The following is a 24,259-nucleotide window of genomic DNA, read 5'->3' on the forward strand; positions in this document are numbered from 1 at the left end:
TGCAAGGAATGATGGGTGGCGGCGGTGCGGCGCGCAAGCCTCACGGCACGCCAGGCCCCACATGGACGGTGAAGCCCGGCCGCGCCGCCAGCCGGTCCAGCCAGGCATCCACCGCCGGGCAGTCGGCGTGCGCCATGGGGGTCAGGCGCCAGCGGTTGGCGGATAGCGCCAACACGATGTCCGCCAGGGTGAAGGTGGGGCCGGTGACATGGGCGCCGGTGCGCTGCAGCTGGCGGTCCAGCAAGCCCATGGCCTGGTTCCAGGCGGCCACGCCGGTCGCGATCTCATCGGCGTTGGTGTAGCCCGGCGCCCGCCGCACCAGGGCCATGAAGACGTAACGCCAGGCGGGGTTGAGGTCGCCCAGCTGCCAATCCATCCACTGTTCCACCAGCGCCCGGGCACGCGGCGCCGTGGGCAGCAGATCGTCGCGCCCCGCGACCGTGGCCAGGTAGCGGCAAATGGTGTTGGACTGCCAGAGCGGGCCGGCCTGATCCACCAGCACCGGGAATTGGCCATTGGGGTTGAGGGCCAGCAGCTCATCCCGCCGGCGCACGGCGGCCTCGCCCACCCAGTCGCCGTCGAAGGTGTGGTCCATGCCGATCTCGGCGCAGGTCCACAGCACCTTGCGCACGTTGATGGACGTGGCGCGGCCGATGATCGTGGGGGTGCCGGACATGGACTTTTCGGACAGGGGTTTATCAGTCATGGGGCGGTCTCCGGGGAAGCGGGCATGCCGCAGTCTTCTCCGGAAACCCGCGTCCCGCATGGCCTATGTTGTCCCCCGGACAATAAAAGCCTCACCGACGTTGCCGGGGCTTCAGGGCCAGCACGGCGGCGACGGCCGCCCCCGCCAGGGCGATGCACCCCATGACGACGAAGGCCGGCTGCACGGCACCGGTGCCCATGGCGCCCTTGGCCAGGGCCACGAACATCGGGCTGGTGAACTGGCCCAGGAAGAAGCAGGACGACCACACGCCCATGCCCCGGCCGCGATGCTCGAACGGCAGGACGCCTTGCGCCCAGGCCACCAGGGTGGGCACGGTCATGCCCGCGCCCATCTGCTGGATGACCAGCAGGGCCACCATGGTGGTGGGGTCGTGGGCAAGGCCGACGCCGGTCAGGCCGGCGCCCAGCAGGCCCAGGAACATCAGCACCTGCAGGGCCGTGCCCCTGGCGCCGACGACACCGAAGATCAGGGCGCCCACCGGCACCGCAAGGCTGGCCAGCGAAATGTACTTGCCCGCATCGGCCGGGTTGTCCACGCCCACCTCGCGGAAGGCCAGGCCGCCCTGGACGATGAAGACATAGTAGAGGGAGGAGGCGAACAGCGTGGCGGCGCCGAAGGTCACCACCGCCTTCCACGGGAAGGGCGTGGCGGCGCCGGGCGCCTGCGGCCGGGCCGCCGCCTGGGCGTCGCCCGCCGGCTCGAAAATATAGACGTACATGCCCAGGAAGATGGGAATGGCGCTGAGGTAGATGAGGAAAGAGGCGTTCCAGCCGACGGCCGTCAGGGCGCCCGACCCGGCGATGACCAGGCTGGCCAAGGCCGGCCCCGCCATGCCCTGCACCATCAGCAGCCAGCGGCGCCCCGCCGGCGTGAAATAGTCGCCGATCAGGGTGTTGACGATGGTCAGGATGGCGGCCTCCGCCACGCCCAAGGCCAGGCGGCTGGCGATGATGGCCTTGAGGCTGTCCAGGAAGTAAGGGGCGGCACCCACCGCGCCATAGATCAAGGCGGCCCCAACCAACAGCGGCCGGCGGCCGTAGCGGTCGACCAGCATGCCGGCGAAGGGCGACAGCAGGGCGATCGACAGGCCCGGCGCCGTGACCAGCAGGGTGACCATGAGCGAGGCGTCGGCCCCGATCTGCCCCGCCGCCCGGAAATGATCCAGGATGGTGGGGACGGCCGGCGTCAGCGAGACGATGGCCAGAATGGGCAAGAAGCCGGCCAGGACCAGAATGGCGCCCTGGGCCCAGCCCGCCTTGCGCCCGGATGCGGATGGGGAAGGCGCCCCGGAACAGGCGGCCGCCAGGGCGGCCGGCGATGTCACGTCAGTTGCCATTCTTGGCCTCCCTCGGCGCCGCGCGGGCGGCACCGGTCGTTGGTTGTTCTCTGCAGGATGGTCGGTCACACATGGGCGATACCCGCACCGGTGCGGAGGTCGCGGGGAAGCCCGAGGCTGAAGACGCCGGCCGCCAGCAGGGCCGTGTCCATCAGGATGGCGGATGCGCCGAAGGCGTGGACGTACGCCGTGCCGGTATGCTGCCCCGCCAGACGGAAGAACAGGGCGCCGATCAGGGCCACGCCCAAGGCGGCGCCCAATTGCTGCGTGGCGTTGACCACGCCGGCGGCGGCCCCGGCGTGGCGGGCGTCGGTCGCGGACAAGGTGAACGGCGTCAGGGCGGCGGCCACCAGCCCCATGCCGACGCCCGCCGCCAGGAAGGCCGCCAGCAGGGGCAGCAGGCCGCCATCGATGATGCCCCCCTGGACGGTGCCTCCATGGACGATGCCCAGCGCGCCCCGCAAGGCCGGCAGCGAGGCAGCCATGACCAGGCAGCCGGCGGTGACGGTGTAGCGCCCGGCGCGCAGGATCAGGCGGCGGCCCAGGACGCTGATGCCCACGCTGACGCCCAGGGCGAAGGGCACATGGATCAAGGCGGCCTGCGTGGGCGTGAAGCCCAGCCCCTCCTGCAAGCTCAAGGTCGTCACCAGGAAGAAGCCGCCCATGGCCAGCTGGAAGACGATCAAGGTGGCCAGCCCCACGCTGAAGGCCCGGTCGCGGAACAGGGCGGGCACCAGGAGTGCGGAGCCGACACGGCGGATACGCCACCGCACATGCCAGGCGAACAAGCCCGTCAATGGCAGGGTCAAGCCCAGCAGCGCCAGGCACCAGGCGGGCCAGCCGGCCTCCCGCCCCTGGATCAGGGGAAGAAGCAGCGCCGACAACGCCGCCGCCAGCAGCACCGTGCCCGGCCAGTCCGGCCGGCCCGCATGCGATGACCGTCCGCCGGGCAGCACGGCCAGCCCCATGGCCAGGCCCAGCACGCCCACGGGCAGGTTCAGCAGGAACACCGGACGCCAGGACAGGCCGAACAGATCGGCGTCGATGAGGAAGCCGCCCAGGATGGGGCCGAGCACCGCCGACAGGCCGCCCAGCACCCCGAACAGCGCCATGACCGCCACCCGCTGGTCGGCCGGGTACAGGATCTGCGTCAGGGCCAGGACCTGCGGCACCATCAGCGCCGCCGCCAGGCCTTGCAGCACCCGGGCGGCCACCAGCGTTTCCGGCCCCATGGCCAGGCCGCACAGGGACGAGGCCACGGTGAAACCGGCCACGCCTCCCAGGAAAATCCGGCGATAGCCGTAAAGATCGCCCAGGCGGCCGCCCGTGATCAGCAGGACGGCGAAGGCCATGGAATAGCCCGCCACCAGCCACTGCGCCGCCGCCGGCCCGGCCCCCAGGCTCTGCCGGATGGCCGGCACCGCCACGTTCACGATGGTGGTGTCCACCAGATCCATGACGAAGGCGATGGCCACCACCGCGACGGCCAGCAGGCGCCGGCGGGGTGGGAAGGCCGCCGCCGTTTGCAGGGCCGTGGCGGGGGGCAGTTGGGAAACGCCGCCGCTCATCGCTTCCCCACGCCCATCCGCGGGGCGCGACTGTGGGGAACGGGGCAGGCCCAGGGGGTCATGGTCACGCGCCCTCCATATAGAACCAGTATAATTGTTCTAATTTATACCCAAGTTCGCGGCCCCGCTGGCGGGGAGACTACAAGGCGCCGGCCTTCAGGAAAGCCCCGCCGGCGCGGACATCGAGATCCGCCGCCACCTTGGCCAGCGTGCCGGCATCGGCGCCCAGCAACCCGTGCGCCAGCGCCGCATCCAGGAAGGCGGGCACCCCGGCCTTGAGCGCGCCGGGGGTGTCGGTATCGGGGATCACCAGGTCGCACAGCCGGTCCTGCAGGGTCACCGGCGCGGGGGCGGCCACGGCGGGCGCGGCCTTGACCAGCGACCAGATCGCCGGGGCGGCGGCCAGAGTCAGGCCGCCCAGCAGCACGGCGCGGCGGGCAGGCATTCCCTGTGATCGGGGGTGATGGGGCGCCACGGCGCGCACGTCATCTGTCACGTTCAGAACCCTCCCGGGAGGGCGCCGGGAGGAACGTGATCCCCGGGGCGCCATCTGCCTTCCCCTTTTTTGGGGCGGCCTTATTCCCAAGAACTAGAACATTGGTTCTGATCAGTCAACGGTTCTTCATGTAAACGATATCAGAAAAATTAGCGCCGCCGATTCAACGGCCACACGCCGTCAGGGCGCCGGCCGATACTTCAGGAAGCAGAGGGTCATCAGGCTGATGTCCCCTTTCAGCGCCGTCCAGTCACCCTCCCCCGCCACGTTCATGGCGGAGCCCAAACCCAGGTAACGGGCGTAAGAGGCGTAGGCCATGGCGAAGCAGGCGTGCACCGCCCGCTCCGGCTCGGGATGGCTGATCTCGTTCCGCCGGGACAGCAGCAGGGTTTCGAAGCGCACCGCCATAGCCTCGTGCGAACGCTTGCCCGTCTGGGCGATCACCGGGTCCATGGGCGCGCGCACCATGAAGGCGCGCAACAGGGGACTGTTTTCCTTGAGAAACTCGCCAAACTCCGACACGACGCCCGGCACCAGCCGGTCCAGGCCGTACCCCTGCCAGCGGGCGGAATCGGTCACCCGCCGCTCCTTCTCATCGATGTCCACCAGGGCGCGGGCCTGCACCGTGCGGATCAGCGCGTCCTTGCTGTCCACCCGGCCGTAGATGGACCCGATGGACACGCCGGAACGGCGGCTGACCTCATTCAGGGTGAAGTCTTCATACCCCCGTTCCTGCAGCAACGCCGTGGCCGCCTCGAGCACGCGTTCGAACGACGCGTGGCTGCGGTTCTGCTTGGGCATGCGCGCCAACGTTTCCATCACCCTTCCCCTGACAAACGCACCTGGATACCGACGATCCCAATCCATCGTCCCACCCTGACGCGCAAGCCTAATCTTGCTGCCACTGACGGCGGGCCCTGAGCGGCTGGGACTTGATCCAGACAATAATAGAACAATCGTTCTTATTCTGTATGCTTCATGGTAGCATGGGCATGCCCTTCCGGCGCATGCCAAAAATCCGGCCACCCGCCATGGGTGCCGGTGCATCCGCCAGACGCGGGCCCTGGTTTTCAGACTTGTTCCGCTTGGCCGATGATCCGTATCGCCGAACAATGGCATGCGAAGCAGGATCTGGGGCCTAAGACGGCGGAGCCGCCGTGGCGGGGCTACACCGCCAGCTTGCCCAGGTAGTCGGCGCTGAGGCGCGCCGCCTCCAGCCGGGGCCGGGCGAAGGGCGGTTCCTGCTCCACATAGAAGTGGTCGATGCCGGCGGCGTGGGCGGCGGGCAGGATGCGGCGCCAGTCCAGGGTCCCGCCGCCGACCTCCGTCGGGTCCATCTTCAGCCGGGTGTTGGGGGCCGTGCCGGCCTTAAGGTCCTTCACATGCATCAGGCGGAACCGGTCGGGGTGGGCCTGCAACAGCGCCACGGGATCCAGCCCGGCGGCGGCCACCCAGCCGGCGTCCATCTCCATCTTCACCAGATCCGGATCGGTCTCGGCCAACAGGATGTCGTAGCCTGTGACCCCGCCGCCGGCCACGGCTGCGAATTCCGGATTGTGGTTGTGGTAGGCCAGCTGCAGCCCGGCCTTCTTCAGGACCGCGCCCTTTCCGTTCAGGAAGGCGGCTTGGGCCTTCCAGTCGTCGGCGGTGAATTGCGACGCGACGCGGGCCAGGAAATCACCGAAGCCCTCGCCCGCCTGCGGCCCACCCAGGCGCGCCGGCACGGTGAACATGGGCATGACGATGAACTTCAGCCCGATGGTGTGGGCGTCGCGCACCAACGCGTCCAGGTCGCCGGACAGGCTGGGCGCCGGGCCCGATCCCTGCGCGTTGATGTGGGCGCTTTCGCATACCAGGCCGGCGGCCTTCAGCGCTGTCGCCAATTCGCCCGCCGTGTGGCGGTAGAAGCCCGGCAGTTCCACCGCGCGATAGCCCATGTCCGCCACCGCCGTCAACGTGCCGGCCAGATCTTTCTCCGCCAAATCGCCCAGGGTGTAGAGCTGCAGGCCGACGGGCAGGCCGTTGCCCTTGAAGAAGGGTGTGGGGGCGGCGGTAGACAGCCGCGCCAGGCCCAGGCCGGCCAGGGCGGCGGCACCGCCGATGAAGGCGCGGCGGCCGGTTCGCATCGTGATCATGGGGCGTTTCCTCAGCTTGTTTTTATGATAGGCCCAGCAGGGCGCGGTTGCGGGCCGTGTCCACGCCGCTGGCGGCGAAATCGTCAAAGGCGCGTTCCGTCACCCGGATGATGTGGTCGCGGATGAAGGGCGCCCCTTCCCGGGCGCCATCCTCGGGATGCTTCAGCGCGCATTCCCATTCCAGCACGGCCCAGCCGGGATAGTCGTACCGCGCCAGCTTGGCGAAGATGGCGCCGAAATCCACCTGCCCATCGCCTAAGGAGCGGAAGCGGCCCGGCCGGTCCACCCACGGCAGGTAGCCGCCATAGACGCCGGCGCGGCCGTCGGGCCGGAATTCCGCGTCCTTCACATGGAAGGCGCGGATGCGGGAATGGTAGCGGTCGATGAAGGCCAGGTAGTCCAGCTGCTGCAGGACGAAATGGCTGGGGTCGTACAGGATGGCGGCGCGGGGATGGTGGTCCACCACGTCCAGGAAGCGTTCGAAGGTGGCGCCGTCGAACAGATCCTCGCCCGGATGCAGCTCGAAGCAGAGGTCGACGCCGGCGGCGTCGAAGGCGTCCAAGATGGGGCGCCAGCGGCGGCCCAGCTCGGCGAACGCCTCCTCCACCAGTCCGGCGGGGCGCTGCGGCCAGGGATACATGTAGGGCCAGGCCAGTGCGCCGGAGAAGGTGGCGTGCGCCGTCAGGCCCAGGTTGCGGCTGACACGGGCCGCCAGCATCAACTGGTCCACCGCCCAGTCCCGCCGCGCATCCGGCCGGCCGCGCACCTGGGGCGGGGCGAAGCCGTCGAACAGGGCGTCATAGGCCGGGTGCACCGCCACCAGCTGACCCTGCAGGTGGGTCGACAGCTCCGTCACCGCCACGCCGTTTTCCGCCAGCGTGCCGGCGAATTCCTGGGCGTAGTCGATGCTGTCCGCCGCCTTCTGCAAATCCAGCAGGCTGGTCGGCCCGGTGGGCACCTGCACGCCCTGGTATCCCAGGGAGGAGGCCCAGCCGGCCAGGCCGGCCACGGTGTCGAAGGGCGGGGTGTCGCCCGCGAACTGCGCCAGGAATATGCCCGGACCCTTGATCGTTCTCATCGTGTGAATCCCCGCTGGAGTCCCTGTTACAGCTGAACCCAGCCGGCGCCGTTGGCGGCCACGGCGCGGGCGACGAAGGCCATGCCACGCAGCCCGTCCTGGATGGTGGGCACCTGCGTGCCTTCAAGGCCGCCGCCGGAGGCGATGGCGGCGGCGAAGTCGCGATAGATGTTGGCGAAGGCCTCGATGAAGCCCTCGGGATGGCCGGTGGGCAGGCGCGCCGGCCCCCGCCCCGCCGGGCCCAGATAGGGTGCCGCCGCGTGCAGCGTCTGGGTGGGCCGGTCCAGCCAGTTGAGGGTCAGCACGTCCGGCCGTTCATGGCACCAATCCAGCCCGCCTCGGGTGCCATAGACGCGCAGGCGCAAACCGTTGCGGTCGCCCGCCGCCACCTGGCTGGCCACCAGCACGCCCGGCACCTCCTCACCGAACCGCAGCAGGATGTTGCAGTCGTCGTCCAGCCGGCGGCCGGGCACCACGCTGTTGAGGTCGGCGTTGAGGCGCGTCACGGCCAAGCCGCTGACGAATTCCGCCACGTTGAAGGCGTGCACGCCGATATCGCCGATGCAGCCGCCCAGGCCGGAGCGCGCCGGGTCCGCCCGCCAGGCGGCCTGGGCGTTGTCCGTCTTCTCCACCGCCTCGGCCAGCCAGCCTTGGGAATATTCCACCACCACCTTGCGGATGTCGCCCAGGTCGCCCCGCCGCACGATGGCCCGCGCCTCGCGCACCAGGGGATAGCCGGTATAGGTGTAGGTCAGGCCGTAGAGGCGGCCGGTATCGGCCACCACCCGGGCCAGATCCTCCGCCTCTTCCAAGGTCGCGGTCGCCGGCTTGTCGCTCAGCACCGGGAAGCCGGCCTCCAGCGCCGCCTTGGCCACGGGAAAATGCAGATGGTTGGGGGTGACGATGGCCACGAATTGCGCGCCGTCGGGCCGCGCCGCCTCGGCCGCCAGCATTTGGCGGTAGTCGCCATGGGCGCGGGCCGGGTCGATACCGTAGCCTATGGCGGCGGCCTGGGACTTGGCCTCGTCCCGGCTGAAGGCGCCGGCCACCAGGCGGACGCGGCCGTCCAATTCGGCCGCCATGCGGTGCACCGGCCCGATGAAGGAACCGGGGCCGCCGCCCACCATCGCCATGCGGATCACACCCTCAGACATCACCCATTCCCCCCAACCGTCCATTCAAGCGTGGCACAAAGATGAAATCGATTACATGATCCTAGCAGTGAAGCCATGTCCTCGCAACTCTTGCAGGCAAGGCGGATCGAAAGCACCCTCCCATCCCATGCCGACCATCCAAGACGTGGCCCGCCGGGCCCGGGTTTCCACCGCCACCGTTTCCCGTGTCCTGAGCACCCCCGAGGTGGTCAGCGAGGCGACGCGCGAACGGGTCATGGCCGCCGTCGACGCCCTGGGCTATGAGCCCAACTACGCGGCCAAAAGCCTGCGCACCCTGCGCACGGCCAAGATCGTCGTGACCGTGCCCGACATCTCCAACCCCTTCTTCTCCAGCGTCATCCGCGGCGCGGAAGAAGCGGCGCAGGCCGCCGGCTATTCGGTGCTGCTGGGCGACACCCGCCACAGCACCGAGCGGGAGGAGCAATACGCCGGCATGCTGCGCCGGAAGGAGGCGGACGGCCTGATCTTCCTGGGCCACCGCCTGCCCGACACCTTGGCCGATCTTATCGGCCGGCAGGGCGCCAAGGCGCCGGTGGTCAATGGCTGCGAGTTCAGCCCCGACCTGGGCGTGTCCAGCGCCCACATCGACAACGCGGCCGCCGCAGTGGAGGCCATGGACCTGCTGTACGACCTGGGCCACCGGACCATCGGCGTCATCACCGGTCCCCTGGCCAGCCCCATCAGCCGCGACCGCCTGGAAGGCGTGCGGGTGTCCGCCGCCCGCCATGGCGCCGAGGCGGCCCTGCGCATCGCCACCGGCGACTTCTCCGTGGAATTGGGGGAGCGGGAGGCGCAGGGGCTGCTGGCGGGCGGCGACACCCCCACCGCCCTGTTCTGCTTCAGCGATGAGATGGCCATGGGTGCCCTGGCCGCCGCCCGCCGGGCGGGCCATCGCTGCCCGGACGACCTGTCGCTGGTCGGCTTCGACGACATCCGCTTCGCCCGTTACCTGGACCCGGCCCTGACCACCATCAGCCAGCCTATGGAGGATCTGGGCCGGACCGCGGTGGCCCTGCTGCTGGATATCCTCGCCGGCCGCCAGAGCGCCGCGCGGTCCGTCACCCTGCCGCACCACCTGGCGGTGCGCGGCAGCACGGGGCCGGCGCGGCGCTAATTGGCGCGGCCGCGCCGGCCGGAGCGCAGATGGATGAGGCAGGCGGCCACGGCCGCCGCCGCCAGCACCTGGTGGCCCCAGCTGGCGTAGTCGTGCCAGTCCTCATCCCCCAGGTAGTAAAGGCCATAGCCGGTCGCCACCAGGGTCAGCACGGCGGCGATGAGGCCGCCGCCCGACAGACGATGACGCCGCGCCCGCCAGGCCAGGCGCACGTGGTGCGGCAGGACGGAGCCGAAGGCCACCAGGGCCGCCATGACCGCCGCGCCGTGCAGCTTCATGCACCACGCCTCCACCGACCGCGCGGCGTGACCGTCCACCCCGATCAGGCCATGACCGTAGTGCAGGACCATCCATGCCAGGCCGGTCAGGGCCACGGCCAGCATGGCGCGATGCAGCCACCGCCGATGCCCCCGGCTGAGGCCGAAGGCGGCCCCCCGCACGGTGTGGGCGGGCGATGGCGGAACAACGGCCCCCGATTGCACGGTCATGCGGCTACCCTTCCCTCCAGGCGCACGGCTTGGGCGCCGAAATCCTGGAGCCAGACGGGCGATGGCGTGCCAGACAGCATCACCGCCTTGGTCAGCGCGTCCGCCGTGGCGCAATCATTCGCCAGCACGGTGACGCTGGGGCCCACCACCACGGCGCGGTTGTCACGCGGGTCGATGATGGGCATGACCAGCCCATCCGCCGTGGAGCGCGCGGTGTAATAACCGGCGCTGGTGGCGATGGCGATATCCCGGAACTCCCCCAGGGACCAGTGCCGGCCGGGGTCGACCGGGTCGCGCACCACCACCGGCTGGGGCGTGGCGCCGAACAGGCGCAGGTCCCCCCCGGCGTTCACCGCCCCGGCGCGTACCCCCCGCGTCCGCAGGGCGTCCACCGCCCGGTCGACGGCATAGCCCTTGGCGATGCCGCCCAGGTCCAGCCACAGCGGCCGGACGCCGCACGCGACGCCGTCCCCCACCACCAGATCGGCGATGCTGCCGCCCCGGGGGGCCGCCGCCAGCGGTGCGGGCAGGAAATCCAGGGCCGCCAGGGCAGGCGCCACCGCCGGATCGAACAGGCCGCCCGTCGCCCGGTGCAGGGCCTGTGCCCGGCGCAGGACGTCCGCCGTCCAGGGATGCAGGCTGACCGGCAGGCGATGGCCCAGCCGGTTCAGGCGCGACAGCTCGCTGTCCGGGTCATGGAAGCTCATCAACGCCTGCACCTGGGCGACCGCGGCGAAGGCGGCGGCCAGCGCCGCCTCGATATCGACGCCATCGGCGCCCTCGTCAACGTCGCGGGCGTCGATGCGCACCTCGACCAAGGTCCCCAGCAGGGGGCGGGCGCGGCGCGCCTCAGGGCTTGAGGGCGACATTCCAGGTGGCCAGCAGGCGGCGCACGCCGTCCGTCACATGCTTGGACGACAGGGTGGCGCCGGAGATGTTGGTGATGTCCCGGTCCAGCTTCAACGGGCTGGCGGCCGTCTTGCCGGTGAACTGCGCCCGCCAGTCGTCGCCGCGCACCTCATGACCATAGCTTTCCTTGTATTCCAGGATCTCCAGCCCCTGCACCGCGCCCGCCTTGGTGATGGCCAGGGCGATGGTGATGTACTCGTGCTTGCCCAGCACCTCATCGACGATGAAGGTGCCGCCGTCGGCGGCCCGCCAGGCCTGCACCGTCTTGTTGCGCACATCCACGCCGCTCTGGCTTTCGATGGCATCGGCCTGGGCGCTGCTCAGGGTCACGGGCAGTGGCGTCAACGCCTGGCCAGGGAACAGGGCCGCCTGGGCCTGTTCGGTGGTGAGGTAGACGGTGGCTGCCGCCGGCTGGGACAGGATCAGGGCCGGCGCCGCCAGGGCCAGGAGGGGGGCACGCATGGAAAAGGACACTCCAACGAGGAAACGAGGCCGGCCCCGGGGACCGCTTGGTTCCCGGGGCCGGCGCATGATGGAACGCCGTCCTTAAAAGGTCACGCCGACCTTCAGCCGCAGGCGCCGCTTTTCAAAATCATCGGCGTAGGTCCGGCCGCTCTTCACGAAACCGGGCGACGGGTTGGCCAGGTCCTGGGCGAAGGGCAGCTGTTCCAGATAGGTCAGGTTCACGAAAAAGCGCTCACCACCATAATGGATGGAGGGGCCGGCGTAATAGGCGACGTTGGTGGCCGACCCCGACGTCCAGAAGTGGAAGTTGGAGAATTCCCGTTCATTCTGGAATTCGACACCGGCGTACCAGCTGGGCGCGAAGCGGTAAGAGGCGGCGAGGCCGAAATTGACGTCGGTCTCATGATCCCAATGCTCCGACGCGTCGTTGGATAGCGGATCGGCGTCCGGATCGCCATTCAGGCGGCGCAATTCCTGCTCCACCGTCACGTTCGCGGCCACCACCAGCTGATCGTCCAGGAAATTCTTCTGCACGATCAGGCGGGATTCCAGTTCCCGGGTCTTGGGCCCCACCAGCGGCTCCACATACAGCGCCAGGCCGATGGGATCGGTGTAGGGGCTGAGCAGGCGCCAGATCAGCTCGACCGACGTGCCCTCGTACTTCGTCCCGTGGAAGCTGGCGGTGTCGCTGGCGGGCGTGTATTCGGCGAAGGTCTCGGGCACGGCCGTGGTGCCGTCCACGCCGTCCTGGCGGGCATGGGTCCAGGCGTAGTTGGCGTAGGCGGCGATCTGCAGATTGTCGGTCAGGCCATACTCGACCTCCGTGCGGCCCTGCCACAGGCTGAAGTCGCCCCCGGCCTTGCCCAGGCGGCCGGTCAGCCACTGCTCCGCCTCCACCTTGCCGGCGGGCAGCAGGTCGGTGGTGTAGATGTAGCCGAACAGCGGCTCCCCCGCCGTCGCCGGCGACGCCGGGCCCAGGGTGCCGCCGGCGACGGCGCAGGCCAGCGCCATGCCGCACAGGCGGGGGTGGGACAGGGGGCGGGTCGTCTTGCGCGACATTCTGCCGAGGCTCCTGAAAAGTGCGAATAAGTCGCAGGAGCAATGGGCCGCGCCAGATGGCTCTGTCAATTCATAGTTTGAGCACGCGACATATTGTCGCCGCAACAAAGGGTGGGCGGAGCGTTGATACCCCACTGAGCGACAAAAGGGCGACGAAAGCGCCAAGACGGGCGGTGCGCCTCCCGTCATCCTTTGGCGCCCCTTCAGTCCGATGAGTTCAGATCATGGCCGGCCCTATCGCACGCCCGTTGGCGTTCCTGCTTCCCCTGGCGCTCACCACCGTCCTGGCGCTGACTGTCCCGGCGCCGGCGGCAGGCGCGGCGACGGCCCAAGCCCGCACCCAGGCGCCGGGGTTCTATCGCATGATGCTGGGGGATATCGAGGTGACGGCCCTGCTGGACGGCACCCACCCCTTCCCCGTGCATGAGGTCATGACCGGCATCACCACGGCCGAGACCGACACCTTGTTGGCGGCCGCCGACCTGACGGCGCCGGTGGAGGGGTCGATCAACGCCTTCCTGATCAATACCGGAACCAAGCTGATCCTGATCGACGCCGGCGCCGGCGTGTTGTACGGCGCCGACGGTGGCCACCTGATGGCCAACCTGCACGCCTCGGGCTACACGCCCGAGGCGGTGGACGAAATCTACCTGACCCACCTGCACCGCGACCATGTCGGCGGGGTGGACCAAGGCGGCCGCATGGCCTTCCCCAACGCCATCGTGCGGGTGAACCGGCGCGACGCCGACTTCTGGCTGAACCCGGCCAACAAGGCCAAGGCGCCCCCCTTCCTGGGGCCCATGTTCGACGGCGCCATCGACAGCCTGCGGGCCTATGTCGATGCCGGCAGGGTACGGCCCTTCGATGGCGAGGCCCAGCTGGACCCCGCCGTCCAGGCCCTGCCCAGTCCGGGCCACACACCGGGCCATACCGCCTATCGCGTGCGCGGCCGGGACGGCCAGACGTTGCTGGCGTGGGGCGACATCGTCCATGTCGCCGCCGTGCAGTTCGCCGACCCCACCGCCACGGTGAAATATGACAGCGACCAAGCGGCTGCCGTGCAAGCCCGCGACCGGTTGATGGCGCAGGCGGCGCGGGATGGCAGCTGGGTCGCCGCCGCCCATATCGCCTTCCCCGGCCTGGGCCACATCACCCGGCAAGACGGCACCTACCGCTGGCTGCCGGCCAATTATACGACCGTAGGATTGACGCAGGCGCGCTGACCCGCGACGGCGCCGGCCGTGCCGGCCCACCTTCATCGCCATCCGAGGCATGTTCAAATCCGGCGTGGGGCGTCCAAGCCGTGCGGGCGTGGTTCAGGCATCGTTCGGCCATCCGCCCCTTTCCGTTCAAGAGCCCCGCTATGATCCCTGTCCACATCCAGGCCATGCTGACCCTGCGCCGCCGCCGCGGCCGAAAGGGGGCCTGAGCCATGGGCCCCTTGCGCATCCGCATCATCGGCGGATCCATCGGCGGGCTGTCGGCCGCCGCCCTGCTGCGGCAGGACGGGCATGACGTCCGCATTTATGAGCGGTCGGCCGGCGGCCTGGCCGGCCGGGGCGCCGGCCTGGTCAGCCAGCGGGAGCTGTTCGCCCTGCTGCGCGCCGTGGGATGCGAGCATGTGGCCCGCGTCGGCGTGGTCGCGTTCGAGCGCATTTATTTCGACCGGGACGGTGGCATCGCCGAGCGCCACGCCACCCCGCAAACCCAAATCTCTTGGGATCATCTCTACCGTACCCTGCGGGCCAAGGTGCCCGACGACGGCTATATCCTGGACCGGGCGGTGCGCGCCGTGACGCAAGGCCCCCAAGGCGCCCGCCTGTTGTTCGGCGACGGTGGGGAGGAAGAGGCCGACCTGGTCATCGGCGCCGACGGCCTGGGGTCGGTCGTGCGCCCGGTCGTGACCGGCGGCCCCGCGCCCAACAGCTATGCCGGCTATGTCGCCTGGCGCGGCCTGTTCCCGGAGGACCGGTTGCCGGCGGAGGCCGCCGTGCTGCGCGACCGGTTCGCCTTCTACATGATGCCCCGGTCCCACGCCCTGGGATATCTGGTGCCGGGGCCGGGCGGGGAGACGACGCCGGGCCAGCGGCGGTACAACTGGGTCTGGTACCGGCCGGTGCCGGCGGCGGCCCTGGAGGCGACGCTGACCGACGCCGAGGGCCGGCCCCATCCCCATTCCCTGGCCCCGGGCCAGGTGCGGGCGTCGGAGGCGGCGGCCCTGCGGGCGGACGCCACGCGGCTGTTGCCGCCCCCCTTCGCCGCCGTGGTGGTGGCGGAGCCTGAACCCTTCATCCAGGCCATTTTCGATTACGAGGCGCCGGTGATGGCCACGGGTCCTGTCGCCCTGCTGGGGGACGCCGCCTTCGTCGCGCGGCCGCACACCGCCATGGGCGTGGCCAAGGCCGCCGGCGACGCCATGGCGTTGCGCCGCCATCTGGCCGAGGCGCCCAGCATCACCGACGCTCTGGCGCTGTACAGTCATGAGCGCTGCGCCGCCGGTTCCACCATCACCGCCTATGGTCGCCGCCTGGGCGCGGCGCTGGAGTGACCCCATGGATACGACCGTGACGCCCCCTGGAAACGCCCCGGCCGGCCACCCCTGGCTGCCTTCCGTGCTGCGCACCCTGGTCCTGGCCGGCGCCAGCGTGCTGGTCTGGGTGGTGGCCGGGCACTGGGACCGCTGGCTGGGCGGCGCCCGCCACCAGTCCTCATCCGACGCCTACGTCACCGGCGACCTGACGCCCCTGTCGGCCAAGGTCGCCGGCTATGTCCAGACGGTCGCGGTGGATGACTTCCAGGCGGTGCGCAAAGGGGACCTGATCGCCCAGATCGAGCCGTCGGACTACCAGGCCCAGCTGGATCTGGCGCAGGCCAGCCTGGCGGCGGCCCAGGCGGCGCTGGCCAACCTGGCCAACCAGAAGGACGTGCAGCGCGCCCTGGTCCACCAGGCGGAGGCCGGCATCGCCAGCGCCGCCGCCGACATGACCCGCACCCGGCTGGAGGCGGAACGCCAGCGCGACCTGTTGCGCACCAGGATCGCCGGGACGGAACAGAAGGTGGAGCAGGCCGACGCCGACGCGGCCAAGGCGGTGGCGCAATCGCAACTGGCCGCCGCCCAGCTGGCCCAGCAGAAGGCCCAGCTGGCCAGCCTGGACGTGCAGGAGCGGCAGCTGACGGCGCAGGTGCGGGAGGGCGAGGCGCAGCTGGCCCTGGCGCGGAACAACCTGGCCTATACCCGCATCGTCGCCCCCGCCGACGGCATGGTGGGCCAGCGCCAGGTGCGCCCGGGGCAGTTCGTCAACGTCGGCACGCAGATCATCGGGGTCATGGCCCTGCCCAAGGTATGGGTGGTGGCCAACTACAAGGAAACCCAGATGACCCACGTGCGGGTGGGCGACCCCGCCACGGTGACGGTGGACGCCTTCCCCGACCTGAGGCTGCACGGCCATGTCGACAGCTGGTCCCCCGGCACCGGCAGCGTCTTCACCCTGCTGCCACCGGACAACGCCACCGGCAACTTCACCAAGGTGGTGCAGCGCGTGCCGGTGAAGATCGTTCTCGACCCCGTGCCGGCCCTGGGCACCCTGGTGCGGCCGGGCATGTCGGTCGTCTCCACCATCGATGTGGATGACCGTCAATGACCGCCGCCGCGCCCGCCGCACCGCACCCCTGGCCGACGCTGGACGGCGCGCGGGCCTATATCGGCATCCTGGGGGTGCTTCTGGGCGCGCTGCTGTCCACCCTGGGTTCCCGCATCACCACCTTCGGCCTGACCGACCTGCGCGGCGACCTGCACGCCGGCTTCGACGAGGGCGCCTGGATCACCACCGCCTATGGCGTGGGGCAGATGGTGGTGGGGGTGGCCTGCCCCTACCTGGGCACCATGTTCGGTGCCCGCCGGGTACTGTTCGCCGGCATCGGCCTGTTCTTCGTGGCCAGCCTGCTGGCGCCGCTGTCACCCAACCTGTCGGCCTATCTGGCCATGCAGTTCCTGTCGGGCCTGGGGGCCGGCACCTTCATCCCCCTGACCATCCGCTTCATCGTGCTGAGCCTTCCGGCGCGGCTGACGCTGTACGGCCTGGCCGCCTATGCCATGAATTCGGAATTCTCGCAGAACATCGGCGCGGCGCTGGAGGGATGGTACGCCGAGAACTGGTCCATCGCCTGGCTGAACTGGCAGTACTGCCTGGTCCTGCCCCTCATGTTCCTGTGCGTGTGGATCGGCGTCCCCCGGGAGCCGCTGAACACCGATCTGCTGAAGCAGCACGACTGGCCGGGTGTCGCCTACGCCGCCGTGGGCTTCGGCCTGCTGTACGCGGGATTGGACCAGGGCAACCGGCTGGACTGGACGGGCAGCGGCCTGGTGGTGGGCCTGTTGGTGGCGGGTGGCCTGGTCACCGCCTTGTTCGCGGTGCGCGAGCTGATCATCAGCCGCCGCCCCTTCCTGAACCTGCGCCTGATGCTGCGCGGCAACCTGTTCCTGCTTATGCTGCTGCTGGCCGGCTTCCGCTTCATCATCCTGTCCACCGCCTACATCATCCCGGTCTATCTGCAGGTGGTGCAGAACTTCCGTGAGCTGCAGGTGGGCCCGGTGCTGCTGTTCATCGCCCTGCCCCAGTTCGCCCTGATCCTGCCGCTGGGCTGGCTGCTGGCGCGGGTGGATGGGCGCTGGGTCCTGGCGGCGGGCGCCCTGCTAATCGCCATCGCCTGCCTGCAGGCCACCAGCCTGACCAGCCAGTGGGCCACCCTGGATTTCCTGCCGTCCCAGGCCCTGCAGGCGGTGGGGCAATGCCTGGCGCTGACGGCCCTGGTGGTGCTGGTGGTGCGGAACATCACGCCGGCCGACGCCATTTCCATCGGCGCCCTGCTGCAGGCCGCCCGCCTGTTCGGCGGCGAGATCGGCGTCGCCTTCATGCAGACCTTCGTGCGCATGCGCGAACAGCTGCATTCCAACCTGCTGGGTCTGCATGTCGATCCCTTGGCCGGCGCCACCGCCGACCGGCTGGCGCGATCGCAGGCCGTGCTGTCCGCCCATGGCGTCGACCCCGTTTCCGGCGCCACCCGGCTGCTGGCCGGCGTGGTGGCGCAGCAGGCATCAGTGCTGGCCTATATCGATGGCTTCGCGGCGGCGGCGGCCGGCGCCTTCGCCTGCATCGCGCTGGCCGCCTGGCTGCGCCCACCGCCGGCCAAGGCTTGAAGCGGCGGCGGGCGTGCACGTAGAACTCGGAGGGTGGGGCTTGATCAAGGCATGCGGATCGAACGATGAGTGACCAAGGCGTCCGTTACACCTTCGGCAGCTTCACCTTCGACGTGCCGCAGATGACGCTGGCCAAAGCGGGACAGCCGGTGAAGCTGGGCGGCCGCGCCGCCAACCTGCTGGGCGTGCTGGCCGCCGCCGGGGGCGGGCTGGTGACCCGCGACCGCCTGTTGGCCGAGGTCTGGCCCGGCCAGGCCATCGACGACAGCGCCGTCCGCGTCCACCTGTCCGGCCTGCGCAAGGCCCTGGGCGACGACGGCCTGGTGGTTAACGAGGCCGGGCGCGGCTATCGCCTGACCTTGCCGGTCTTCTCCGCACCCGTCGCCCGCACCGCGCCCAACCCGGCCACCGTCGCGGAGGCGGCCGCCCGTCCCGCCGCCGAGCCGCCCGCCCCCCGGCCCCTGGTGCGTCTGCTGGGACGGTCTGAGGTGGTGGCCACCCTGGCGGCGGAACTGCCGGAGCGGCATTTCCTGACGCTGGCCGGCCCGGGCGGCATCGGCAAGACCTCCGTCGCCCTGGCCACGGCGGCGGCGCTGGCGTCAACCGCCACCGCGCGCTTCGTCGACCTGGCGCCCGTATCCGACGCGGCGTGGGTGGAGGGCACCCTGGCCACCGCGCTGGGCCTGCCCGCCTCCGGCGCGGATTGCTTCGCCGCCATCGTGGCCAGCCTGGCCGCCAGCCCCAGCCTGCTGCTGCTGGATAATTGCGAGCACCTGGTGGACGCCGTGGCCGACCTGGCCGAACGGCTGTTGCACGCCGTGCCCGGCCTGCTGATCCTGGCCACCAGCCGGGAACCGCTGCGCGCCGCCGGCGAATGGGTGCACCGCCTGCCGGCCCTGCCCATCCCGGACGGCCTGGCCCAGGACGCGGCCACCGTGCTGTCCTATCCCGCCGCCGCCCTGTTCTTCGAGCGGGCGCGGGCCGTGCGGGCCGACTTCACCGTGGATGACGCGACCGCCCCCGCGCTGGCCGAGATCTGCCGCCGTCTGGACGGCATCCCGCTGGCCATCGAGCTGGCCGCCGCCCGCGCCGACCTGATGGATCTGCCGGAACTGGCCAGCCGCCTGCACGACCGGCTGAACCTGCTGACCCGCGGCCGGCGCACCGCCCTGCCCCGCCACCGCACCCTGCGCGCCGCCCTGGACTGGAGCTACGAGCTGCTGACGCCGGAGGAAAAGGTGCTGCTGATCAGCCTGTCGGCCTTCCGCGCGGGCTTCGACGCGGCGGACGCGTGGGGTGTCACCGGCGGCGGTGAGATGGAAGTGTTGGACGGCCTGGCCGACCTGGTGGCCAAGTCGCTGGTGGTCAGCGGCCGCGAGGGCGGCGCCACCCGCTACCGCCTGCTGGACACCACGCGGTATTATGGGCACGAGCGCCTGGCCGACACCGGGCTGGAGGACCGCGTCCGCGCCGCCCACGCCCGCCACATGATCTCGCTGTTCACCGATGCCCAGGCCTCGTGGGAGGGCAAGGCGCCGCGCGACTGGCTGGCCACCCACAGCCGCCGCATCGACGACGTGCGCGGCGCCCTGGACTGGGCGGTGGGCGAGGGTGGCGACATCGGCCTGGGTCTGACCCTGATCGTCGCCAGCGCCTCGCTATGGTTCCACCTGTCGCTGCCGCATGAGTTCCTGGGCCGGGCGGAGCGCATCCTGGCCATCCTGGAGAAACAGGGCGCCGCCGACCCGGCACGGCGGGTGGAACTGCTGGCCGCCTACGGCCATGCCCTGTGGCACACCCGCGGCCCCGTTCCCGCCATGGGCCAGGCCTTCCGCCAGGCGCTGGAGATCGCCGAGGGCATCGGCGACGAAGGCCTGGCCCGCCGCGCCCAATGGGGCATCTGGGCCTATCACACCCTGGCCGGAGCCTACGCGGACAGCCTGGCGGCGGCGGAGGCCTTCGCCGGCCGCGTCGGGCCCGACGGCGGCCTGACCGAGCGGCTGACGGGGATGCGCATGCGCGCCATGTCCCACCATTTCCGGGGGGAGCACGCGGCGGGCCTGGCGTTGCTGGAAACGGTCATGGCGGCCGATGCCGACCCGGTGCGCGTCAACCTGGCCAACCACGCCCAGGTGGACGCCAAGCTGGCCGCCCTGACCTTGCTGATGCGCCTGCGCTGGGCCATGGGGGATGTACGCGGCGCCCTGGACTTGGCGCGCGCGGCGGCGGCGGACGCCGCATCCATCGATCACGCCCTGTCACTGTGCTACTGCCTGGCCATCGGCGCCATCCCCGTGGCCATCGCCGCCGGGGAACGGGATCTCGCCACGGGCTGGATCGACCGGCTGGCCCAGCGCACCACCCGCCACGCGCTGGAGCATTGGCATGTCTTCGTCCACGGCTATGGCGCCGCCCTTGGCCTGCCAGGGGGGGCCAGTCAGGGGGCCCATCCGGCGCCCTGCCGGCCGGGGCCAGCGCCATGCAGCTGGAAATGTTCGCCGTGGCCGGCAATGCCGGGGCGCGAGCCATGGTCCTGTCGCGGCCGGAGCCCCATGCCGGCTGGCACGGCCCTTTGCTTTGACACCCCCCGCTTAACGGTGTGGGGACGGTACACAACGCTTCACATCGCTTAACTCCCCGCCTGGCGGTCGCCTGACCGACACTGCCTTCATCACGGTCCCCCGCCCGACACGCCGCGGAAGGGGACGCCCACCGGATGGAGGATGACATGACCGCCCCTGCCGCCGCCCTGGACGCCTTTCACACCCTGGCCAGCCTGCCCACTGGCCTGCCCCCCGGCGGCCTTCTAGCCGGTGGCCACCTGGCCACCGTCGCCCGCCTGCTGGAAGAGGCCATGCACGCCGTGGAGCACGACGTGGCCCAGGCGCGCGACCGCATCGTCAAGGTGCGCGACCTGCTGCTGCATCGTTCCCAAGAAGGGATGGGCCGGCCGGAAGAAGCCACGCGCGGTGGTCTGGCGCCCTGGCAGGCCCGCCGCGTGGCCGCCCTGGTGGAGCGGCGGCTGGGCGGCACCCTGTGCAATGAGGATCTGGCCGCCGAGGCCAAGCTCAGCACCAGCCATTTCTGCACCGCCTTCCGCCAGACCTTCGGCATGTCGCCACACGCCTTCATCATCAGCCGGCGGGTGGAACGGGCCAAGGCCCTGATGCTGGACACCGACGACGCCCTGGCGGAGATCGCCGACGCCTGCGGCTTCGCCGACCAGGCGCATCTGAGCCGCCTGTTCCGCCAGGCCACGGGCAGCAGCCCCGCCAGCTGGCGCCGCGCCAACGCCGTCGACATCTCCCTGATCGCCTGACCCCTTGCCGGACCACGACCCCATGATCCACGACCTAACCGCCAAGGGCCCCCGGCTGGACCCCGCCGCGCACTGCCTGACCCTGGACGCGGGCGTGCAAAGCTTCCTTGATCGCGTGGTGGAGGCGGGATCGCTGCCCTACGCGCCCGGCCTGGCCCCGGCCGCGCGACGGGCCATCGCCACGCGCCTGCAGGCGGGCGCGCCGCCGGTGGCGGAGCCCGTCATCCACGTCACCGTACCGGGCGCCGAGGGCATTTCGCTGCGCCTCTGCCATCCCGGCCTGGACGGGGGGACCGGGTGCCGGTGGTCTTCTACCTGCACGGCGGCCTGTGGGCGCTGGGCGGCTGGGACACCCACGGCGGCGCGGCCGCGGCATTGGCCCGGTCCTGCGGCGCCGCCCTGGTCTTCGTCGACCATGGCGGGGCGCCCGCCGCCCAGGCCCTGAGGCAGGCGCGCACCGCCCTGGACTGGACGCGCGCCCAGGCGCCGGCCCAGGGGCTGGACCTCGCGCGCATGGCCGTGGCCGGCGACGGCAGCGGCGGGGCCATGGCGGCGTTGCTGGCCGCGAGCCTGCCGCCCAGTGAGGGCTTCCGCCTGCTGCTTCTGTTCCATCCCCTGGTGGGGCCGGCGGCGCCGGGCGCCCCGTCCTCCCCCTGGCTGGATCATTGCGACCTGCCGGCGCTGATGGCCCAGGCCTTTCCCGGCCAGCCGGCCTGGACGGCGATGTCACCCCTGGACCTGCCGCTGGACCGCCTGCGCCGCCTGCCGTCCACGCTGATCCTGACGGCGGAGGCGGACCTGGCGCGGGAGGGGGGCGAGGCGCTGGCCCGCCGCCTGATGCGGGCGGAGGTGGACGCCAGCGCCCTGCGCCTGATGGGCACCATCCACGACTTCTTCTGGCTGGACGGACTGGCGGACACCGCCCCCACCCTGTCGGCCCTTGCCGTGGCCCGCCGCGCGCTGGCCGACGCCTTCGGCCGCTGACCCTCCCCCTCCGCGACCATCTCCAGGGATCGCCCCCATGGCACCCAACGCCCCCGTCTTGCGTGTCCTGCTGGCCCTGGCCGGCACTTGCTGCACCGGTCCCGGCGGCGGCGCCCTGCTGCTGGCCCAGGTCGATTGGCTGATGCCGCGCCTGCGGACTTGGCATCCAGGGAGCTGGAGGCCAAGCATTTGGGTGATGGAGATTTGGGCAAGAGGACGGAAGAAAGACGGGACGGCGCTGATGACGGGCGGAGAATTCGGACAGACGCCCGCCTTTCCTTCAAGCCCGCCCCGCTGATGGCCGATAGCGTTCACCCTCACTCCCCTGAAACCGAGGAAGCCCCATGAGCACCCTGACGCTGAGCGATGGCACCGACCTCTATTACAAGGACTGGGGCCACGGCCAACCCGTCCTGTTCAGCCACGGCTGGCCGCTGAGCGCCGACATGTGGGAATACCAGATGCTGCACCTGGCGCGGCACGGCTATCGCGCCGTGGCCTTCGACCGCCGGGGTTTCGGCCGGTCCAGCCAGCCGTGGGACGGCTATGACTACGACACCCTGGCCGACGATGTCGCGCAGCTGATCGAACACCTGGACCTAAGGGATGTGGTGCTGGTGGGCTTTTCCATGGGTGGCGGCGACATGGTGCGGTATCTCACCCGCCATGGCGCCGGCCGCGTCGCCAAGCTGGCGCTGGTCAGCGCGGTGACACCCTTCTTCCTGAAGACCGACGACAACCCCGACGGCATGCCGGCCGAAAGCTTCGCGGGCGTCCGCGACGCCATCGCCCAGGACCGTCCCCAGTTCGTCGCGGATTTCAGCACCCTCTATTTCGGCACCAACCGGCCGGGGGCCGCGGTGTCCAAGGGAATTCTGGACCAGACGCTGCAAATGGCGGCGCAGGCGTCCATCAAGGCCACCATCGACTGCGTCACCGCCTTCTCCGAAACCGACTTCCGGCGGGAGATGGCGGACATCCGCCTGCCCACCCTGATCATCCATGGCGATGACGACCAGACGGCGCCCATGGGACCGACGGCGCTGGCCACCGCGCGTCTGCTCCCCGGCGCCCAGCTGAAGATCTATCCCGGCGCGCCACACGCCACCTACGCCACCCACAAGGACCAGGTGAACGCGGACCTGCTGGCCTTCCTGCGGGGCTAAGGCCCAGGGATGGGGAACGCGGGGGGCGGGACGATTTCCCGCCCCATTTCTTCTTGAAGCCCCGCCCCCACAAACCGCCGTAGGGGGCTAGCAAACCTAGGTATGGGATGTTCCGGGGCGGGCGAAGGGGCACCGTAGCGGCGTCAACACGCCCTGCCAGGAGCCTGTCCCATGCAAGCGCACCTCCAGCCCCCGACGCGGCCCCTTCCCTTCGCCACCGCCCCGCTGGCGTCATCCCCCGTGGCCCCCCGGTCCCATGCCGCCCCGTGGGACGACCGCCGCATCGTCACGCTGGTCACGGCCGCGCAGGCGGCGCTGGACCATGACCTGGAACGGGCGCGCGGCTGCCTGGATCAACTGGCGGCCCTGCTAGACGGCACGGAAAAGGCACCGGTGGATGAGGCCATCCTGTTGCCGGCGGCAGGCGCGGCCAACACCGGGGCCAGCAAGGGCGGCCTGGCCCCCTGGCAGTTGCGCTGCGTCATGGGCCACATCCAGGCCAACCTGGGCCGGCCCCTGCCGGTGGACCAGCTGGCCGGCCTGGCCAACCTCAGCACCAACCACTTCACCCGGGCCTTTCGCGCCAGCGTCGGCGAGACGCCGCACACCTATGTGGTCAAGCGCCGCGTACGGCAGGCCCAGATCCTGATGCTGACCACCGACCAGCCACTGAGCGAGATCGCCTATGGCTGTGGCATGGCCGACCAGGCGCACCTGACCCGGCTGTTCCGCCAGTTCGTGGGGGAAACGCCGCTGCGCTGGCGTCGCACCTGGCGACGGCCGCCGCACAGCCGGGACAATTGACGGCGCCTGTTCCGGTTTACGGTGGCGGTCGCGGCGTTCCGGGCAACAGCCGGCCCTTGCCGGCCTAACCTTCAAAGCACCGGCACCTCCAACAAGACCGGCACCCGTCCATCGGCGAAAGATCACCGGGATGGTGATGTTCCGCCCGGCGCCGGATGCGCGACCCAGATGCGCGACCCAGATGCGCGACGGGGAACACCCGGTTCCGGGACCAGCTTTACCCACACCCGCCAACCCCC

The 24,259-nt window shown here is 70.7% G+C and carries 22 protein-coding genes; 10 read left to right on the forward strand and 12 right to left on the reverse strand.

Annotated features, from left to right (window positions below; genetic code table 11):
- Positions 1–40: 40 nt before the first annotated feature.
- The 8 genes from UAJ10_RS27740 to UAJ10_RS27775 all read right to left on the reverse strand — a co-directional run bounded on the left by UAJ10_RS27740 (position 41) and on the right by UAJ10_RS27775 (position 8,494).
- Positions 41–706, reverse strand: coding sequence for a glutathione S-transferase family protein (locus UAJ10_RS27740; RefSeq protein WP_322918607.1), 666 nt, complete (start codon positions 704–706; stop codon positions 41–43).
- A gap of 91 nt (positions 707–797) precedes the next feature.
- Positions 798–2,063 carry an MFS transporter gene (locus tag UAJ10_RS27745; protein WP_322918608.1) on the reverse strand — a complete coding sequence of 422 codons (1,266 nt, stop codon included), beginning with the start codon at positions 2,061–2,063 and terminating at the stop codon, positions 798–800.
- A gap of 65 nt (positions 2,064–2,128) precedes the next feature.
- The gene (locus tag UAJ10_RS27750; protein WP_322918609.1) at positions 2,129–3,631 is read right to left on the reverse strand and encodes an MFS transporter; all 1,503 of its coding nucleotides are present in this window, start codon (positions 3,629–3,631) and stop codon (positions 2,129–2,131) included.
- 139 nt (positions 3,632–3,770) lie between these two features.
- On the reverse strand, positions 3,771–4,076 hold the full coding sequence (locus UAJ10_RS27755; protein ID WP_322918610.1) for a gluconate 2-dehydrogenase subunit 3 family protein: 306 nt from the start codon (positions 4,074–4,076) through the stop codon (positions 3,771–3,773).
- A 231-nt stretch (positions 4,077–4,307) separates the two neighbouring features.
- Positions 4,308–4,946 carry a TetR/AcrR family transcriptional regulator gene (locus UAJ10_RS27760; protein WP_322918611.1) on the reverse strand — a complete coding sequence of 213 codons (639 nt, stop codon included), beginning with the start codon at positions 4,944–4,946 and terminating at the stop codon, positions 4,308–4,310.
- 347 nt (positions 4,947–5,293) lie between these two features.
- Positions 5,294–6,262, reverse strand: a complete 969-nt coding sequence (locus tag UAJ10_RS27765; RefSeq protein ID WP_322918612.1) for a sugar phosphate isomerase/epimerase family protein — start codon at positions 6,260–6,262, stop codon at positions 5,294–5,296.
- Between the two features lie 22 nt (positions 6,263–6,284).
- Positions 6,285–7,340 (reverse strand): sugar phosphate isomerase/epimerase family protein, encoded by a 1,056-nt coding sequence (locus UAJ10_RS27770; RefSeq protein WP_322918614.1) that lies wholly within the window; start codon positions 7,338–7,340, stop codon positions 6,285–6,287.
- 26 nt (positions 7,341–7,366) lie between these two features.
- Entirely contained in the window at positions 7,367–8,494 is a 1,128-nt protein-coding gene (locus UAJ10_RS27775; RefSeq protein WP_322918615.1) for a Gfo/Idh/MocA family protein, read from the reverse strand.
- 127 nt (positions 8,495–8,621) lie between these two features.
- Here UAJ10_RS27775 and UAJ10_RS27780 point away from each other — a divergent pair, with 127 nt between their 5' ends.
- On the forward strand, positions 8,622–9,629 hold the full coding sequence (locus UAJ10_RS27780) for a LacI family DNA-binding transcriptional regulator (RefSeq protein WP_322918617.1): 1,008 nt from the start codon (positions 8,622–8,624) through the stop codon (positions 9,627–9,629).
- Here the strand turns inward: UAJ10_RS27780 and UAJ10_RS27785 are convergent.
- The 4 genes from UAJ10_RS27785 to UAJ10_RS27800 all read right to left on the reverse strand — a co-directional run bounded on the left by UAJ10_RS27785 (position 9,626) and on the right by UAJ10_RS27800 (position 12,550).
- The gene (locus tag UAJ10_RS27785; protein WP_322918619.1) at positions 9,626–10,117 is read right to left on the reverse strand and encodes a hypothetical protein; all 492 of its coding nucleotides are present in this window, start codon (positions 10,115–10,117) and stop codon (positions 9,626–9,628) included. The two genes, UAJ10_RS27780 and UAJ10_RS27785, sit on opposite strands and share 4 nt — an antisense overlap.
- Positions 10,114–10,986: an FAD:protein FMN transferase gene (locus UAJ10_RS27790; RefSeq protein WP_322918621.1), complete on the reverse strand. Its 873-nt coding sequence runs from the start codon at positions 10,984–10,986 to the stop codon at positions 10,114–10,116. The genes UAJ10_RS27785 and UAJ10_RS27790 overlap by 4 nt, the downstream gene beginning before the upstream one ends.
- The gene (locus UAJ10_RS27795) at positions 10,967–11,488 is read right to left on the reverse strand and encodes an FMN-binding protein (protein ID WP_322918622.1); all 522 of its coding nucleotides are present in this window, start codon (positions 11,486–11,488) and stop codon (positions 10,967–10,969) included. Before UAJ10_RS27795 ends, UAJ10_RS27790 begins: the two co-directional genes overlap by 20 nt.
- 84 nt (positions 11,489–11,572) lie before the next feature.
- A complete protein-coding gene (locus UAJ10_RS27800) occupies positions 11,573–12,550 on the reverse strand; it encodes a DUF6662 family protein (protein WP_322918623.1) in 978 nt (325 codons plus the stop codon).
- Between the two features lie 224 nt (positions 12,551–12,774).
- Between UAJ10_RS27800 and UAJ10_RS27805 the strand changes: the two genes are divergently transcribed.
- From UAJ10_RS27805 to UAJ10_RS27845, 9 genes are all read left to right on the forward strand, one after another.
- Positions 12,775–13,773: an MBL fold metallo-hydrolase gene (locus tag UAJ10_RS27805; RefSeq protein WP_322918625.1), complete on the forward strand. Its 999-nt coding sequence runs from the start codon at positions 12,775–12,777 to the stop codon at positions 13,771–13,773.
- Between the two features lie 209 nt (positions 13,774–13,982).
- A complete protein-coding gene (locus UAJ10_RS27810) occupies positions 13,983–15,098 on the forward strand; it encodes an FAD binding domain-containing protein (protein ID WP_322918626.1) in 1,116 nt (371 codons plus the stop codon).
- A gap of 4 nt (positions 15,099–15,102) precedes the next feature.
- On the forward strand, positions 15,103–16,191 hold the full coding sequence (locus UAJ10_RS27815; protein WP_322918627.1) for an HlyD family secretion protein: 1,089 nt from the start codon (positions 15,103–15,105) through the stop codon (positions 16,189–16,191).
- Positions 16,188–17,747, forward strand: coding sequence for an MFS transporter (locus UAJ10_RS27820; protein WP_322918628.1), 1,560 nt, complete (start codon positions 16,188–16,190; stop codon positions 17,745–17,747). The genes UAJ10_RS27815 and UAJ10_RS27820 overlap by 4 nt, the downstream gene beginning before the upstream one ends.
- 65 nt (positions 17,748–17,812) lie before the next feature.
- Positions 17,813–20,380 carry an ATP-binding protein gene (locus UAJ10_RS27825; RefSeq protein ID WP_322918629.1) on the forward strand — a complete coding sequence of 856 codons (2,568 nt, stop codon included), beginning with the start codon at positions 17,813–17,815 and terminating at the stop codon, positions 20,378–20,380.
- Positions 20,381–20,475: 95 nt separating this feature from the next.
- Complete coding sequence (locus UAJ10_RS27830; RefSeq protein ID WP_322918630.1) at positions 20,476–21,066, forward strand: helix-turn-helix transcriptional regulator; 591 nt, start codon at positions 20,476–20,478, stop codon at positions 21,064–21,066.
- A gap of 297 nt (positions 21,067–21,363) precedes the next feature.
- Positions 21,364–22,050, forward strand: coding sequence for an alpha/beta hydrolase (locus tag UAJ10_RS27835; protein WP_322918631.1), 687 nt, complete (start codon positions 21,364–21,366; stop codon positions 22,048–22,050).
- Between the two features lie 344 nt (positions 22,051–22,394).
- The gene (locus tag UAJ10_RS27840) at positions 22,395–23,216 is read left to right on the forward strand and encodes an alpha/beta fold hydrolase (protein ID WP_322918632.1); all 822 of its coding nucleotides are present in this window, start codon (positions 22,395–22,397) and stop codon (positions 23,214–23,216) included.
- Between the two features lie 171 nt (positions 23,217–23,387).
- Positions 23,388–24,020, forward strand: coding sequence for an AraC family transcriptional regulator (locus UAJ10_RS27845; RefSeq protein ID WP_322918633.1), 633 nt, complete (start codon positions 23,388–23,390; stop codon positions 24,018–24,020).
- The last annotated feature ends 239 nt before the right edge of the window (positions 24,021–24,259 follow it).

It is taken from the genome of Nitrospirillum guaranorum, from assembly GCF_034653275.1.
Lineage (GTDB): Bacteria > Pseudomonadota > Alphaproteobacteria > Azospirillales > Azospirillaceae > Nitrospirillum.

What these genes read in the sequence shown, in the direction of transcription:
- UAJ10_RS27775 (WP_322918615.1), bottom strand. Translation starts at nt 8,494, where the DNA reads ATGTCTGAGGGTGTGATCCGCATGGCGATGGTGGGCGGCGGCCCCGGT.
- UAJ10_RS27825 (WP_322918629.1), top strand. Translation starts at nt 17,813, where the DNA reads ATGAGTGACCAAGGCGTCCGTTACACCTTCGGCAGCTTCACCTTCGAC.
- UAJ10_RS27760 (WP_322918611.1), bottom strand. Translation starts at nt 4,946, where the DNA reads ATGGAAACGTTGGCGCGCATGCCCAAGCAGAACCGCAGCCACGCGTCG.
- UAJ10_RS27750 (WP_322918609.1), bottom strand. Translation starts at nt 3,631, where the DNA reads ATGAGCGGCGGCGTTTCCCAACTGCCCCCCGCCACGGCCCTGCAAACG.
- UAJ10_RS27785 (WP_322918619.1), bottom strand. Translation starts at nt 10,117, where the DNA reads ATGACCGTGCAATCGGGGGCCGTTGTTCCGCCATCGCCCGCCCACACC.
- UAJ10_RS27815 (WP_322918627.1), top strand. Translation starts at nt 15,103, where the DNA reads ATGGATACGACCGTGACGCCCCCTGGAAACGCCCCGGCCGGCCACCCC.
- UAJ10_RS27780 (WP_322918617.1), top strand. Translation starts at nt 8,622, where the DNA reads ATGCCGACCATCCAAGACGTGGCCCGCCGGGCCCGGGTTTCCACCGCC.
- UAJ10_RS27755 (WP_322918610.1), bottom strand. Translation starts at nt 4,076, where the DNA reads ATGCCTGCCCGCCGCGCCGTGCTGCTGGGCGGCCTGACTCTGGCCGCC.
- UAJ10_RS27790 (WP_322918621.1), bottom strand. Translation starts at nt 10,986, where the DNA reads ATGTCGCCCTCAAGCCCTGAGGCGCGCCGCGCCCGCCCCCTGCTGGGG.
- UAJ10_RS27840 (WP_322918632.1), top strand. Translation starts at nt 22,395, where the DNA reads ATGAGCACCCTGACGCTGAGCGATGGCACCGACCTCTATTACAAGGAC.
- UAJ10_RS27740 (WP_322918607.1), bottom strand. Translation starts at nt 706, where the DNA reads ATGACTGATAAACCCCTGTCCGAAAAGTCCATGTCCGGCACCCCCACG.
- UAJ10_RS27830 (WP_322918630.1), top strand. Translation starts at nt 20,476, where the DNA reads ATGACCGCCCCTGCCGCCGCCCTGGACGCCTTTCACACCCTGGCCAGC.
- UAJ10_RS27765 (WP_322918612.1), bottom strand. Translation starts at nt 6,262, where the DNA reads ATGATCACGATGCGAACCGGCCGCCGCGCCTTCATCGGCGGTGCCGCC.
- UAJ10_RS27800 (WP_322918623.1), bottom strand. Translation starts at nt 12,550, where the DNA reads ATGTCGCGCAAGACGACCCGCCCCCTGTCCCACCCCCGCCTGTGCGGC.
- UAJ10_RS27845 (WP_322918633.1), top strand. Translation starts at nt 23,388, where the DNA reads ATGCAAGCGCACCTCCAGCCCCCGACGCGGCCCCTTCCCTTCGCCACC.
- UAJ10_RS27805 (WP_322918625.1), top strand. Translation starts at nt 12,775, where the DNA reads ATGGCCGGCCCTATCGCACGCCCGTTGGCGTTCCTGCTTCCCCTGGCG.
- UAJ10_RS27820 (WP_322918628.1), top strand. Translation starts at nt 16,188, where the DNA reads ATGACCGCCGCCGCGCCCGCCGCACCGCACCCCTGGCCGACGCTGGAC.
- UAJ10_RS27810 (WP_322918626.1), top strand. Translation starts at nt 13,983, where the DNA reads ATGGGCCCCTTGCGCATCCGCATCATCGGCGGATCCATCGGCGGGCTG.
- UAJ10_RS27745 (WP_322918608.1), bottom strand. Translation starts at nt 2,063, where the DNA reads ATGGCAACTGACGTGACATCGCCGGCCGCCCTGGCGGCCGCCTGTTCC.
- UAJ10_RS27770 (WP_322918614.1), bottom strand. Translation starts at nt 7,340, where the DNA reads ATGAGAACGATCAAGGGTCCGGGCATATTCCTGGCGCAGTTCGCGGGC.
- UAJ10_RS27795 (WP_322918622.1), bottom strand. Translation starts at nt 11,488, where the DNA reads ATGCGTGCCCCCCTCCTGGCCCTGGCGGCGCCGGCCCTGATCCTGTCC.